The organism is Acidisoma silvae (assembly GCF_020618775.1).
GTDB lineage: Bacteria > Pseudomonadota > Alphaproteobacteria > Acetobacterales > Acetobacteraceae > Acidisoma > Acidisoma silvae.
This window is the reverse complement of record NZ_JAESVB010000011.1, coordinates 47,631-61,609: the sequence shown is the minus strand read 5'-3', so window position 1 is coordinate 61,609 and position 13,979 is coordinate 47,631. Positions and strand designations below refer to the sequence as shown.

The window sequence follows — 13,979 nt, the reverse complement described above, 5'->3', positions numbered from 1 at the left end:
GCTTGCAAAGCGCCATGATTGCCAGAGGCATCCGTAAGCAAATCGTCCTCGCATCCCATCTTGGCGTCAATGAAAGTGCTGTCAGCCGCTGGCAGCAAGGGGCGGGGCTTTCGCTGGACCATGCGACCAAACTCTGCGAAGCCCTTGATATCTCGCTCGATTGGCTGATTCTCGGGCGCGGTCATATGGACCAGCATCACGCCACGGATTCCGAAAAAATTGCGGATGACGCCGGCCCTTCCATCGAATTGCTGCCAATTTCCATTGCAAATTCAATGCGATTTCTGATCGGCGCGATCGTTGAGGTTTTAGCGACCACTGCGCCCAAATAGTTTTCCGCCATAGCGGTGCATATTAGCATTCGAGCCGCGCACGCTTTGGCCCGCGAACTTGCGTTGTGCGCAAGGGATTGTACGTTGCGAACTTACATCGATAAATTATCATTGTTTCTGAAGAAAAGTATTGGAGCTAGACGCCAAAGTCGGCCGGCTTTTCTTCTGCTTCTTCCGAAAATTAAATCGCAAAGGACATCCCATGACCGAATACATCTTTGAGCGCAATGATGAGGCCAAGCTGACGGAAGGTAAGGCCAGCACAATTGTGCATGATGCGGACTATGCCGAGACAAAGTTTACTTACGAGCAGTATGAAGTCAAAAAAGTCAAAGTCCTTCCCAAAATCGACGCCCCCGACATGAATGTCAACACGCTCGAACATGCGGCGCGCACCAAGACCGGCACCCCCATTACGGTGACAAAGCTCGACTGACACCGCTCGCTGCCGACTGATCTCAATACCAAATCAATGTGGAGAAAATGCCATGCCGACTCTGATCACAATCAATCTAGTCAACAAAAGCACGCAAAGCCACGGATTCTATTTCTTCCAGGAGCCCGCGAAATATACCGGCGGCACCAAGGTCTATTCCAACAGTCTTTTCGGTGCGCCGCTCTCGCCTTACGATGATCCGACAAGCGGCGGCGGTTCTTTGACCTTTCGTTCGAATCTGCAATTCGTCGCAGGCGTGCAGCAGTCCGACAACAACGTGCCGCCCGTGGGCCAGGCATCCGGTTACGGCACGGCGACTCGTCCGATTGATCTGACGACCTCCGATGGCTCGCCGACCAACAATTCGACGCTGCTGGCGATTTCGGATACCAGCGGCCTGGGGCTGAGCGCGCCGAAATTCACACCCGGCGTGCAGGCCGGGGCCTTCCGTATCACCACGCCCAGCTATAATGCCGGCGCTAATAATTACTTGGCCGGCTCAGCGGTCCAGCTCGCCAACGGCAGTTACGTGCTGTCGAACTTCGTTCTTGCCAGTCCTGCCGCCAATATCGATGCCCAACCGATTCTGAAATACTACGTGGCCGTTGGCGACTTCGTCAGCGGCACCGTGATGAACTTCACCACGAGTTCAGTCACGGCCGCCTTGTGCGACGCGACATCCGGTAAAGTCAGCTTTAACGTTACCTATGACGCCTCGGGGAAATGGCAGATTTCTTGATCTGCCGCACCTGACGTCCAAACGCCAATAAGCGGGTCAGCCTGAGCGAAAGCTATTTCCATGTCTTACGCCGACATACCTTACGAGACATGGAAATAGCGGCTGGGAGCGGCAGGGCGAAAACCGAGCCTATCTGGCTATCTCTCTGACAGTTCGGGTCATTTTTGCCCAAGATAAGCTGAAGTAAGCATGGCAATCATCACGATCAATGTTCAAAACAACAGCACCCAAACGCAGACGTTTTTGTATTTTATGTCGCCGATCAGCGTTGTCGGGATGCATGACATCTATTGCACCAGCCTGGGCGCCGCGTCCCTCGGCAATTACAAGCAGACCGGCACGATCCTGACTTTCGAACTCGATTTCGAATACCGCGCGGGCGTTCAGCAGGCCTATCGGCCGCCCGTTGCCGGCCAGCAGTCCGGCTATATGTCATCCAGCCAGGCCATCAACCTGTCGACTGGCGATGGAAAATCTTCGGATGTGACAGTGATGCAACTCAAACCATTGGCACTCTTGCCGCCCTCGTCAGGCTTGGCGGTTCCGGCAGGCGCATTTCGCATCACGACCGCAGATTATGACAGCAGCGCCATGCGGTTTAATGCCGGAACCGCGCTGAGAACCTATGCCGGCGGCGTTGCCCTGACGAGCTTCATCGAGGCCTCGCCCAATACAAACATCGATATTTCGCCATCCGTCATTTTCAACGTCGCCATAGGAAACGCGGCGACCGGCGTTGTCATAACGCCCGCCAGTTTCCCGAGTCTGGCCGTTTGCAATGCGACGTACAATGATTCTTTCTACGTCGTCTATGGAGCGTCAGGGAAATTTTCCGTCACGGGTACTACGCCACCTATGGTCAAGATGGCTATGGCGGCGGCGATACCAAGAGCCGGGGAGGCTCTCAATATGCCGAAGCGCATTCGGGTGCGGCTCTGAAGCTGTCAGCCGCAGGCCATCACCGCAGCGTATAGCCGCCGTCGATGGTCATCACTTCGCCGGTGATATAGCTGGAAGCGTCGGACGCCAGAAACAACGTTGCCTGCGCAATTTCATCGGCCTCGCCGGGGCGGCGCATCGGCGTCATGTCCAGCCAGATTTTCGACCATTCCGGATTGTCCAATCCGCCCTGCGTCATGTCGGTGCGGACATAGCCGGGGGCGATGGCATTGACGCGAATATGCCGATCCGCGAATTCGGAGGCGAGCGACTTGGTCAGCATATGCACGGCGGCCTTGGACGCATTATACACGGCCTGATTCTGCGGCACGTTGGAAACGATGCCGGAGATAGAGCCGATATTGACGATGCTGCCGCCTTTGCCGCGCGTGGCCATGGCGCGCAGCGCCTCCCGGCAGCAAAGGTATGTGCCGCGCAGATTGGTGTTCATGATATAGTCCCAATGCGCGGCATCGGTTTCCGTAAAGTTGCAATGGGAAGCAACGCCCGCGCTATTGACCAGGATATCGATCCCCGTCTCGGCCGCGATGGCGCCGATCACCTGGACGATCTCGGCCTCCGAGGTCACATCGAGCTTCTGGAACCGCGCCGCGATGCCGGATGCCTCAAAACCGGCCAGAGCGGCACTGGCTGCCGCCTCATCCCGCCCGGTGATGACGATGCTGGCCCCGGCCTCGCCCAGCCGCTGGGCAGCCGCCAGGCCAATGCCGCGGGTGCCGCCGGTCACCAGGGCCACACGCCCGGTCAGATCGATTGTATAGGTCATGCCGTTTTACCTTCCCTCAAGTTCCCGCGCATTCTTGGTCTTGCTCAGCGGATGGGGAAGGATAGCGCGACAGCGCAATCTGACCAGAGCAAAGCCGCCAAATCATCGGCAACTTTGCTCTGGCAGGGATATCAGCTTGCGATAGCCCAGTTGCCCGGGCTCTTTTCGCACCAGTTGAGCTTATAGGGCAGGCCATCGGACGAGGTGCCGGTGTGGAAGGTATAGCCGAAGCTGCGGCAGGTCATGCCGGCCTGCTCATACTGCTTGCGGAAAGTCACCGTGCCGGAATTGCCGGTCTTCGGATTCTTCCAGCTTTCCTTTTTCGGTCCCTGCGGTCCCAGCTTGGCTGCTTCATGGCGCAGGATATCGACATCGCTGCCGGCAAGGCGGCGGGGCAGGTAGCTTTGCATGGCCTGCTGCGCCATTGCCGGGCGGACGAGGGCCGGGGCCAGCGCCACGCCAAGACCCAGACAGGCCATCATGATCGGGAAGGTGTGACGCAGCATCGCATACTCCTAGATGGCCGGAATGAAACCGCACTCATTCCGGCTTATCGTGCCACGGCGGTCTGGGCAACCGCTCGCCCCAAGTTTCTAGGCCAAGTTTATTACGCGGTCTCAGCCAAGCTCCGCCAGCTTGGCCAGAAGCCGGGCATGGCTGCGGGCGCCGCCCAGATAGCAGGACCATTCGAACTTCTCGTTCGGACTATGCACCTGATCGTCATCCAGGCCGAAGCCCATCAGGATGGTGTCGAGGCCAAGCTGGGTCTTCAGCGTGCCGACCACGGGAATGGACCCGCCACAGCCCATCAGGACCGGCGCCTTGCCGTATTCATCGGTCAGCGCCTCTTCCGCCGCCGCGATGAAGGGACCGTCTGTGGAAACTTCAACCGCCGGATTGCCGCCGAAATCCTGCACGGTGATCTGCGCGCCGGGCGGCGTCCGCGCGTCCAGAAACTGCTTCAGCCCGGCCATGATCGCGGCCGGATCCTGGCGGCCCACCAAGCGGAAGGAGAGCTTGGCATGGGCGTGGGAGGCGATGACGGTTTTCGCGCCGACGCCCGTATAGCCGCCCCAGATGCCGTTGAGATCGGCGGTCGGGCGCGACCACATCCGTTCCAGCGCCGTGCGTCCGGTCTCGCCGGAGGCTGCCGTCAGGCCGATGGAGGACAGCATCGCGCCTTCGTCAAAACCCAAGCCGCCCCATTGCTTCGCGAGCGCCGGCGGCAGGTCGTCCACGCCCTGATAAAATCCCGGAATCTGGACGCGGCCCTTATCGTCATGCAGCGCACCCAGAATCCGGGTCAGCGCATTGATGGGGTTCAACGCCGCCCCGCCATACATGCCCGAATGCAGATCCTTGTCCGGGCCCACGAGATCGATCTGCGTATAGACGAGGCCGCGCAGCCGCGTGGTCAGCGCCGGGGTCGTACGATCCCACATGCCGGTATCGCTGATCAGCGCCACATCGGCCTTCAGCAGAGATTTATTGGCCGCGATGAAGGCTTCCAGATTGGCGGAGCCCACTTCTTCCTCGCCTTCCAGCAGCAGGGTGATGCGGATCGGCAGGCTGCCGGTAGTTTTATGCCAGGCGCGGCAGGCCCAGAGAAAGGAGGCGACCTGCCCCTTATCGTCCACCGCGCCACGCGCCACGACGCGGGGGCCATGCGGACCCGGCTTCATCTGCGGCTCGAAAGGCGGGCTGTCCCACAGCTCCAGCGGATCGGCCGGCTGCACGTCGTAATGGCCGTAGAACAGGAAATGGGGCAGGGCAGCCGCGTCGGCCCCCTCGGGGCCGGCATAATGGCCGATGACGATCGGGTGGCCCGGCGTCTGCCGCAATTCGGTGGTGAAGCCGACGGAGGCGAATTCATGCGCCAGCCAGCGCGCGGCAGCCGCGCAATCCTCGGCGTGCTCGGGTTGAGCGCTGACGCTGGGGATGGACAGGAAATCGAACAGTTTGTGCCGGGCCTCGTCCTGGCTGCGGTCGATGGCCGCCAGAACTTCCGACGTCGCGTTATAGGTCGCTGTCATCACCGTCATTCCTTCCGTTCGGGCGCCGCATAGGCTTTCAGGAAAACGCCAATAGCACCTTCGACGACACGGTCCACCTCGGCCGGGTCGGCCGTCTCGATCAGCCGCAGGCGCGAGCGCATGACGAGCTTGGTCTGGCATAGCGCGAAGAACTGCTCGGCCGCGAAATCCGGGTCCGGCACCAGCAGCCGGCCGCGCTCTGCCTCCTGGCGCAGCCAGGTCGAAAGGTAGTTCAGCGCCCGGCTGGGGCCGGAATCGAAAAAGGCGCGGGCCAGTTCCGGAAATTTCAAAGCTTCCGACATCACCATGCGGTGGATGGATTGGCGGAAGGGGGAAAGCATCATCTCCATCACCGCGACGGCGACCCGGCGTAGCGTCTCCTCCGGCGTCTTCTCCGGCGGCGCGAGATCCAGAATATGCTTCAGCGTCTCGTCGCAGCCGGTGGAGATGAAGCCGCTGAACAAGGCCGCCTTGCTCGGGAAATAATTGTAGAGCGTCCCCTTGGAGACCCCGACCTCCCGCGCGATATCCGCCATGCTGGCGCCCTCATAGCCGTCGCGCGCGAAAACGCGACCGGCACCGTCCACGATCGCCCGTCGTCGTTCGGGCGAGAGGGCATCGCCCGGCCTTTCGACCTGAGACATCACATCAATCTTGTGAGAGTTACCGGCTGCGTCCACGCTCATCCATCCTGCACGTGGTTTGACAATGGCCGCACCCTTTCTATCATACAAGCTGCTAACCGAACCGTTCGGTCAAAGCGCATGGCAGGAGCGGCTCCCTTTGGCCCAAGACATGAGACAAGCCCTTCGTCAGAAACGGGCGGCCTTCTCGCGACCGCTGATCTCCTCCCTTGTTATGCTGGCCATGGCGGGCTGCACGATGGGACCGGACTTCAAGCGCCCGACCCCGCCCTATGACCCGTCCTCCTTCCTTGACGGCCGCGTCTCCGGCGCCGGGCACAGCCAGCCCGAGATTGCTCCCATCCAGGTGGAATGGTGGCAGAGCTTCAACGATCCGGAACTGAACTCTCTGGAACAGCGCGCCGTCGCGCAGAACCTGGATGTGCAGACCGCGACCATCCGCGTGGCCGAGGCGCGGTCCAATGCCGGCGTCACCGCCGCCGCCTTCTTTCCCAGCGTCAGCGGCAATGTCACCGCCGCCGATGTCAAGCCGAGCGACAAGGGCTTCTCGCTCGGCAGCAGCAGCGGGTCGTCCAGCGATATCAGCCCGATATCGATCTATCAGTACGGGTTCGACGCCACCTGGACGCTCGACATCTGGGGCAAGGTCCGCCGTGGGGTGGAGGCCGGCAATGCCGCCATCCAGGCCCAGGAAATCGACCGGCGTGGCACCGTCATCCAGCTGATGGCGGAAGTCGCGCGCGACTACCTCCAGCTGCGCAACGCGCAGATGCAGCTGAAGATCGCGCAGGACAATGTGCGCACCGCGCAGAACCTGCTCAATCTGACGCAGCAGCGGGCGGCCGCCGGCCTTACCGATCAGCTCGACGTCGCTCAGGAACAGGCGCAGCTGACAACGACGGAAGCGACCGTGCCGACCTCTCAGCAGATGGTCGCGCAATATATCAACGCCTTGAGCATGCTTCTGGGCGAGGGGCCGCGTGCCTTGCAGGCCGAGCTGATCACGCCGGAAGCCGTGCCGCCGACGCCTGCCGTGGTGCCGGTGGGCCTGCCGTCCGAACTGCTGCGCCGCCGCCCGGACGTGATGGAAGCGGAAGCGACCCTGCATGAGGCGACGGCCAATATCGGCGTCGCGGTTGCCAGCTTCTTCCCGACCTTCGACCTGCTCGGCTTCCTCGGCATCCAGTCCGACGCGACGCAGAACCTCTTTACCACGGCCGCCCGTACCTATGCGCTCGGCGGCATGGTGTCGGTACCCATTTTCCAGGGCGGCAAGCTGGTGGAAACCCTGCATCTGCGCCGGTCGCAGCAGAAGGAAGCGGTCATCGCCTATGACAAGGCGGTGCTACAGGCCTTCTCCGACGTCGATACGGCCTTGACCAATTACGACCAGGAACAGCAGCGCCGCGTTCTGCTCGGCCGCGCCGTGCTCGCCGATCAGAAGGCCTTCGCGCTCGCCCAGCAGCGGTATACGGAAGGCATCGCCACCTATATCGACGTGCTGAATGCGCAGCAGAGCGTGCTGTCCAGTGCGCGCCAGTATGAGGACAGCACGGCGGCGGTTTCGACCGACCTCGTCTCGCTCTATCTGGCGCTCGGCGGCGGCTGGGAAGATGCTTTCCCGACGCCCGCGATGGAAGCCGAACCCAATGCCTCCATCGGCCAGACCATCAAGACGGCGATTACGCAGGGGAATGCGAGCTAGCGCATCTCCAACCGTCATCCCCGCGGCCGCGGGCATCTTCTATCGCTGCGGCGCCACAGCAAGAAGATCCCCGCGGCCGCGGGGATGACGTTGGTTCACTGAAAACCTGATACACCGCTCAATGCGGTGCCATCACAAACGCCGACGTCAGCGAACGCCAAACGGCTATGCTGCCGCAACCATATCCCGCAGCTTCGTCACCAGTTCCGCTTCCACGAACGGTTTGGAGTGCCACGGCCATTCCGGATGGTCTGACGGTACGCCATGCTCGCCATAGGCGGTCAGCAGGATGAAGGGGATGTTCCGCTCGTCCAGGATAGCGGCGACAGGATAGCTGAGAACCCCGGCCAGGTTGACGTCCAGCAAAGCCAGGTCGATCGGCTGAGTTTTAGCGGCCTCGCGCGCTTCCGGCATGGTCGGAAACGGACCGATGACAACACATCCAAGCCTGTCCAGCATGTCCTCGATATAAAGCGAGGCCGCGTGGTTATCTTCGACAACCAGTACGCGGCGGCCCGCCAGGGATCGGTCGGTCAATAGAGCGTCCTTGCAGCAGCAGTCTTCCGCAGTGCGGCATCATCACGGCATCGCCATGGGAAGGCAAGATGATGCATATCGCGCGCAATCCGCAAGGCCAATGAAACCATTGGGTTTATTGTGCCAACAGCAGGCGGAGCGCCGTCGCGGCCATGGTCAGCGCGATCAGCACTTCCACCGTCTGCCAGACGCGCGGCCGGGCCAGAAGCGGGCGCAGCCTGGCCGCGCCCTGGCCGAGCGCGATGAAGAAGGCAAAGGAGGCCGTGATGGCGCCGGCTGCGAAACTCATCTGCTGGCCGCGGAATTGCGCTGAGAGGCTGCCCAGCAGCACCAGCGTATCCAGATAGACATGCGGGTTCAGCCAGGTCAGCGCCAAGGACAGCAGCAGGGTGCGTGACAATGACCCGCCGTCGCCACCGGAGGCGGCTGCCAGGGCGCCGGGGCCGGTGAAAGCGGCATGCAGGCTGCGGCCCGCATAGATCGTCAAAAAGGCCGCCCCGCCATAGCGCATCACCGGCTCGAAGGCCGGCAGGGCCTGGGCCACCTGCCTGAAGAACAGGACGCCGACCACGATCAGGACGGTGTCCGACAGGGCGCAGACCAGCGTCACCGGCCAGACGAAACGGCCCAGCAATCCCTGGCGCAGCACGAAGGCATTCTGCGCGCCGATGGCGACGATCAGGGTGAACCCCATGGCGAGGCCGGTGAGAAAGACGGGAAGGGACATGACGGCAGCCTTTCGAAACGCGGAAGCCGCCTGATTAATCTGGTGGATTAGATTGAGGCCAGTTAAGTCTCATAATGGAAATTAAGGAAAACTAATCCATGATCGACTATGGCGGCCTGCGTGCGGTCGGCGCCGTGGTGCAGACGGGCAGTTTCGAAAAGGCCGCCAAGCTGCTGCATGTCACGCCCTCGGCCGTCTCCCAGCGCGTCAAGGCGCTGGAAGACCGGCTGGGCTTCTTCGTCATCCAGCGCGGCACGCCCTGCATCGCGACCGAAAAGGGCGAATGGCTGTGCCGACATCTGGAACAGGTCGGCTTGCTGGAACAGGCTTTGCTGGCGCAATTGCCGGGCCTGGCGCGGGACGACGGGCCATCCCCCCGGGTGACGCTGCATATCGCGGTCAATGCCGATAGTCTCGCGACCTGGTTTCTGGACGCGGTTGCGCAATACACGCGCGAAACCGGCGTGCTGCTGGACGTGACGGTGGATGAGGAAGGGCGCACGGCGGATTGGCTGGCCCATGGCCGCGTCATTGCCGCCGTCACCAGCCGAGAGCAGCCTGTTTCCGGCTGCCGCCGTATTCCGCTCGGCGCATTGCGCTATCTCGCCAATGCCAGCCCGGATTTTGCCCAGGGCTATTTCGCGGAGGGGCTGACCGAGGCGGCCTTCACCCGGGCGCCCGTGCTGGCTTTCAACCGGCACGATACTTTGCAAAGCACATGGCTGAAGGCGCTATTGAAGACGGAGCCAGACTGCCCGACGCATTGCCTGCCGTCGACGAATGCCTTTCTGGACGCATGCCTGGCCGGTATCGGCTGGTGCATGAACCCGGTACTGCTGGCCCAAAGCCATATCGCATCCGGCGCGCTGATCGATCTCGCGCCGGGCCGGCCGCTGGATATGCCGCTTTACTGGCAGGTCAATCGGCTGGCCGCTGATCTGATTGCGCCGCTGACACGGGCCGTGACAGCGGCGGCGAAACGTAAGTTGACAGAGCTACTTTGAATCGGGATCCAGACCATCGAAGAATTGGATCTGGTTGCGCCCGGCGCGCTTGGCGGCATAAAGCGCGCGGTCAGCCTGGCTCATCAAGGTGTCGATATCGACAGGCGTGCGCGCGACGCTGACACCCCCGATGCTGATGGTGACGCTGACATCGCCGGAGCGCGAGGAGGCTGGCGTGGCGGCAACCACCCGGCGCAGACGCTCCGCGATCTCGGCCGCATTGGCGCGGCTGCAATTGGGCAGCAATATGCCGAACTCTTCCCCGCCCAGCCGCGCGATATGATCGGTGCTGCGCAGCACGGCGCGGCAGCGGGCCGCGACCTCGGCCAGAACCTCGTCGCCGATGCGATGGCCGTGTTGGTCATTCAGCGCCTTGAAGTGATCGAGGTCGAACATCAATGCGGCCAGAGGTTGACCGATCATAGCCGTGAGCGGCTCCGCGATTTCAAAAAAATGGCGGCGGTTGGACACATTGGTCAGCGGGTCGGTATAGGCCAGCAAGCGCAGCTCGGCGGCATCGTTATGGCGGGCCGAGACGTCTGTATTCAGATAGATATAGTGATTGCCGATGCGCCTGACATAGAATTCGATGACCTTCGCCTCACCGTTCTTGCAGGTCAGCGTCCGCTCGATGGTCGGGATTTCCGTCTGCGTTGCAGCCGCATGGGCCAGACGGGCCTGCCAATCCGCGCGAATGGCGGCGCGCTCGGCGGGGTTCGGATAGGCCTGTAGAAACCAGTCTTCCAGATCGGCGATATCGTCCAGCGTATAGCCCAGCATTTCCGTGAATTTGTCATTCACATAGAGGGTCCGGTGGTCGAGATCGTCGATCTGCACCCCCATCGGCAGGAGATCGAGCATGTCGATCAACGAGGTGCTGCTGTCTGATGTCAGGTCGAGAGAGAGGCGCGACATCAGCGTGTCGTCACCGCCGAGGTCGGCCGCCAGGTCTTGCTTCGGCATGCTTGCAGTTCCAACTCGGTGGCCAGAAACCGGCCCGGCTTCTGCAAAGGTCGGCACGATGCGCGGTCAAACCTCAGTCGCGCGCCAATGCCGAGCGGTCTATGACCCGATTGCTGTTATGGCAAGCCCACATCGACCCGGATTGCAAAGAAATCGCCATGAAAGCGTCATGGCCGATATAACCGGTCGCCAGTAAAACCGTTTCTGTTTCTTTTCGTCAGACTGTTGTCTTGGAACAAAGCCGTTGTAAGTGTCTGCTATATCCTTGATCGCCGCGACATTGGGCAGGGTGGCGCTAGCAAAATTCTGCAAAGGTCTAGATGTCAGGGCAATGGAATCTTCTTCGCAACGGTCGCCAAGCGGATCGTCATGGAAACCGATCGGTTCTGGCAAGCCACCCGGGATGCACAGTGCCGGCTGCCGCAATTGGCAAGAGGTTCCACGAGTTCTAGCCTCGCCCCAGACAAAGCGCGGAACCTGACAATCCGCGCACCGCGAGGAGAGCCGAGGGTGCCGGACGACGATTTGTATAAGCGTGAGGGCCTGGGCCGCGCTCACCCGCCCACCGATACCGACCGGGATATCCCGTCCGATGTCGCGCCCGTGGCGTCCGCTCCGGCCAAGCCGCTGGCCTCCCCCGTGGCAGACCGGACTCCGCTGCCGCGCCTGGTGCTGGTGACGCTGCTGACCGGGGTTTCGGGCGGGATCGGCGGCATGGGCCTCGCTTTGCTGTTGCATTTCATCCAGCACATTACCTTCGGCTACAGCCTTCATGCGGTGATCAGCGACGAGAATTTTCTGGCCGGGGTGACGGCGGCGTCTCCCCAGCGGCGCTTTCTGGTGCTGGTCGGCGCGGGGTTGATCGCGGGCTTCGGCTGGTGGGCCGTGCACCGCTTCGGCCGTCCGCTGGTCAGCATCAAAAAGTCGGTCGCGGAAGGGACTGTCATGCCCATGGGCACGACCATCGCCCATGCCCTGTTGCAGATCGTGACCGTCGCCATGGGATCGCCGCTCGGACGGGAAGTGGCCCCGCGCGAAATCGGCTCCGTTCTGGCCGGCTGGTGCAGCCGGCGGGTCGGGCTGACGCCGGACGATACGCGGCTGATGGTCGCCTGCGGTGCCGGCGCTGGCCTCGCCGCCGTCTATAATGTGCCGCTCTCGGGGGCGGTCTTCGTGCTGGAAGTACTGCTGATGACAGTGCGGCCGCAAGTCGTCGTCATTGCACTGACCACTTCGGTCATCGCGACCGTCATCGCCTGGATCGGCCTTGGCGATGACTGGCAGTACCAGTTCCCGGCCTATCCTGTCAGCACCGGGCTGATGATCTGGGCCTGCCTGATAGGGCCGATCGCGGGTGTCGCTGGCCTCGGCTATAGCGAACTGACCGCCTGGGCGCGGGGACGGGCGCCCAAAAACGCGCGGATCATCCTCACCACCCTGGCGGCTTTCGCGCTGGTCGGGCTGCTGACGGCCTGGCTGCCGCAATTGCCCGGCAACGGCAAGGGGCCGATCCAGCTGGCGCTGAGCGGGGCCGAAACGCCGGGGCCTGCGGTTCTCATGCTGGGCGTAAAACTGGTCGCGGTCATCGCCTGCCTTCTGGCCGGGGCCGAGGGCGGCTTATTGACGCCGGGCCTTGCCGTCGGCGCGCTGCTGTCGGTGCCTTTGGGCGAGCTATGGAACGCAGTCTTCCATAGCGGTATCCCGCTCGGCGCATTCGTCATCGTTGGCGCCACCGCATTTCTGGCCGTCTCCATGCGCATGCCGGTGACGGCGATTGTGCTGCTGATGGAATTCACCCGTGCAGGACAGGACTTTTTGATACCGATGATCGCGGCGACAGCCGGGGCCATGGCCGTGCGCGAAGGCCTGGCCGGCCACGGCCAGGGGCTCGCCGGGCTTATCAAAAGCTGTCTATTCCCCCGCACTGTGCTAAACAGCGCCGGCATGACCCAGATCAAGACGCTGCCTCAGGTGAAGCAGCCATAATGGCGCCGAGAACCGCGACCATTATGAGGGTTTTGCATGACCCCAAATCCACTGAGCGAATGCGCCACGCACCGAATGACACGCATGACACCTGATCTCTCGCTACCGGCCCCATCCCTCCACGCGGCTCCGACGCCGGCCAGCCGGCGCGGCTTCATGGGCCTGGCTCTGGCCGGCGCCACGGCGCCGCTATGGCCCGACCTGGCCCAGGCCGACGCCATGAACCCGCTCGCCATCATCATGAATTCGGGCGAGGCGTCGGTCTCGGTGATTGACATGACGACGCGCAAGGTGGTGCGGACCGTGCCCACATTGCGCGAGCCCAGCCATTGGGCGCTCTCGCCCGACCGCAGCAAGCTCTATATCGCCGATGCCAGCGGCAATGCGCTGTTCGTCATGGACCCGGTGACGGGTACAGGCCTGGGCCATATGGTCATGGCTGACCCCTACCAGATCGGCTATACGCCGGATAAGCGGTATTTCGTGGTCAATGCGCTGCGGCTCGACTTCGTCGACGTCTATGACGGCGCCACGCTGAAATTGGTCAAGCGCTTCAAGGTCGGCGGCATGCCGAGCCATCTCGATTTCTCGCCCGATTCCCGCTGGAGCTTCAACTCCATGCAGGAGCCGGGAACCTTGGTTTCGCTTGACCTCACCACCATGACGGTGCGCTGGAAATCCCATGTCGGCAGCACGCCGGCCGGCGTGATGTGGTACAAGGACCATGTCTATTGCTGCGTCATGGGCGAGAACTACGTGGCCGAGGTCGACCCGGTTTCGGGCAAGGTGCTGCGGAAAATCCCGACGGGCGGCATCGGCCCGCATAATATCTTCCTCACCCCGGATCGGCAGACCATCTATGTCAGCAACCGCGTCGGCGGGTCGCTGACCGCGCTTGACCCCGCCACCATGGCAATCCGCCGCGTCTATCCTTTCCATGCGGCCGGTCCTGACGATATCGCCGTCGATCCGCAGGGGAAGCTGTGGGTCGCCCTGCGCTTTCATGAAAAAGTCGCTGTCCTGGAACCGGTCTCCGGCGATTATGAGACGATCGACGTCGGCCGGTCGCCGCATGGCATCTTCCTCAATACCATGATGTCCCGGCCGGGCATCGTCACGGCCGAAAAACTGTAGAGGAGCGGGCAGG

15 protein-coding genes are annotated in these 13,979 nt (G+C 62.2%); 8 read left to right on the top strand and 7 right to left on the bottom strand.

Going from position 1 to position 13,979, the window contains the following annotated elements; all coding sequences use genetic code 11:
* The first annotated feature begins 2 nt into the window (after nt 1–2).
* The 4 genes from ASILVAE211_RS18675 (at nt 3) to ASILVAE211_RS18660 (ending at nt 2,446) form a co-directional block, all read left to right on the top strand.
* Nucleotides 3–332 (top strand): helix-turn-helix domain-containing protein, encoded by a 330-nt coding sequence (locus tag ASILVAE211_RS18675; RefSeq protein WP_264478972.1) that lies wholly within the window; start codon nt 3–5, stop codon nt 330–332.
* 202 nt (nt 333–534) lie between these two features.
* Nucleotides 535–768 (top strand): hypothetical protein, encoded by a 234-nt coding sequence (locus ASILVAE211_RS18670; protein WP_227322874.1) that lies wholly within the window; start codon nt 535–537, stop codon nt 766–768.
* Nucleotides 769–820: 52 nt separating this feature from the next.
* The gene (locus ASILVAE211_RS18665) at nt 821–1,507 is read left to right on the top strand and encodes a hypothetical protein (RefSeq protein ID WP_227322873.1); all 687 of its coding nucleotides are present in this window, start codon (nt 821–823) and stop codon (nt 1,505–1,507) included.
* Nucleotides 1,508–1,696: 189 nt separating this feature from the next.
* Nucleotides 1,697–2,446 carry a hypothetical protein gene (locus tag ASILVAE211_RS18660; RefSeq protein ID WP_227322872.1) on the top strand — a complete coding sequence of 250 codons (750 nt, stop codon included), beginning with the start codon at nt 1,697–1,699 and terminating at the stop codon, nt 2,444–2,446.
* A gap of 19 nt (nt 2,447–2,465) precedes the next feature.
* On the opposite strand, the gene ASILVAE211_RS18655 is transcribed toward ASILVAE211_RS18660, so the two are convergent.
* From ASILVAE211_RS18655 to ASILVAE211_RS18640, 4 genes are all read right to left on the bottom strand, one after another.
* Nucleotides 2,466–3,233, bottom strand: a complete 768-nt coding sequence (locus tag ASILVAE211_RS18655; RefSeq protein ID WP_227322871.1) for an SDR family NAD(P)-dependent oxidoreductase — start codon at nt 3,231–3,233, stop codon at nt 2,466–2,468.
* A 131-nt stretch (nt 3,234–3,364) separates the two neighbouring features.
* Nucleotides 3,365–3,739 (bottom strand): RT0821/Lpp0805 family surface protein, encoded by a 375-nt coding sequence (locus tag ASILVAE211_RS18650; protein ID WP_227322870.1) that lies wholly within the window; start codon nt 3,737–3,739, stop codon nt 3,365–3,367.
* Between the two features lie 111 nt (nt 3,740–3,850).
* Complete coding sequence (locus ASILVAE211_RS18645; protein ID WP_227322869.1) at nt 3,851–5,266, bottom strand: dipeptidase; 1,416 nt, start codon at nt 5,264–5,266, stop codon at nt 3,851–3,853.
* A gap of 5 nt (nt 5,267–5,271) precedes the next feature.
* A complete protein-coding gene (locus ASILVAE211_RS18640; RefSeq protein ID WP_227322868.1) occupies nt 5,272–5,910 on the bottom strand; it encodes a TetR/AcrR family transcriptional regulator in 639 nt (212 codons plus the stop codon).
* A gap of 151 nt (nt 5,911–6,061) precedes the next feature.
* Here ASILVAE211_RS18640 and ASILVAE211_RS18635 point away from each other — a divergent pair, with 151 nt between their 5' ends.
* Nucleotides 6,062–7,615, top strand: a complete 1,554-nt coding sequence (locus tag ASILVAE211_RS18635; RefSeq protein WP_227322867.1) for an efflux transporter outer membrane subunit — start codon at nt 6,062–6,064, stop codon at nt 7,613–7,615.
* A 165-nt stretch (nt 7,616–7,780) separates the two neighbouring features.
* On the opposite strand, the gene ASILVAE211_RS18630 is transcribed toward ASILVAE211_RS18635, so the two are convergent.
* Nucleotides 7,781–8,152: a response regulator gene (locus ASILVAE211_RS18630; RefSeq protein ID WP_227322866.1), complete on the bottom strand. Its 372-nt coding sequence runs from the start codon at nt 8,150–8,152 to the stop codon at nt 7,781–7,783.
* Nucleotides 8,153–8,267: 115 nt separating this feature from the next.
* Nucleotides 8,268–8,879: a LysE/ArgO family amino acid transporter gene (locus tag ASILVAE211_RS18625; protein WP_227322865.1), complete on the bottom strand. Its 612-nt coding sequence runs from the start codon at nt 8,877–8,879 to the stop codon at nt 8,268–8,270.
* 98 nt (nt 8,880–8,977) lie between these two features.
* On the opposite strand from ASILVAE211_RS18625, the gene ASILVAE211_RS18620 reads away from it, so the two are divergent.
* Nucleotides 8,978–9,883 (top strand): LysR family transcriptional regulator ArgP, encoded by a 906-nt coding sequence (locus ASILVAE211_RS18620; protein ID WP_227322864.1) that lies wholly within the window; start codon nt 8,978–8,980, stop codon nt 9,881–9,883.
* Here the strand turns inward: ASILVAE211_RS18620 and ASILVAE211_RS18615 are convergent.
* Complete coding sequence (locus ASILVAE211_RS18615; RefSeq protein ID WP_227322863.1) at nt 9,875–10,846, bottom strand: GGDEF domain-containing protein; 972 nt, start codon at nt 10,844–10,846, stop codon at nt 9,875–9,877. The genes ASILVAE211_RS18620 and ASILVAE211_RS18615 overlap by 9 nt on opposite strands.
* A 510-nt stretch (nt 10,847–11,356) precedes the next feature.
* On the opposite strand from ASILVAE211_RS18615, the gene ASILVAE211_RS18610 reads away from it, so the two are divergent.
* A complete protein-coding gene (locus ASILVAE211_RS18610; RefSeq protein WP_227322862.1) occupies nt 11,357–12,832 on the top strand; it encodes a chloride channel protein in 1,476 nt (491 codons plus the stop codon).
* Between the two features lie 84 nt (nt 12,833–12,916).
* On the top strand, nt 12,917–13,966 hold the full coding sequence (locus ASILVAE211_RS18605) for a YncE family protein (protein WP_227322861.1): 1,050 nt from the start codon (nt 12,917–12,919) through the stop codon (nt 13,964–13,966).
* Nucleotides 13,967–13,979 lie beyond the last annotated feature (13 nt).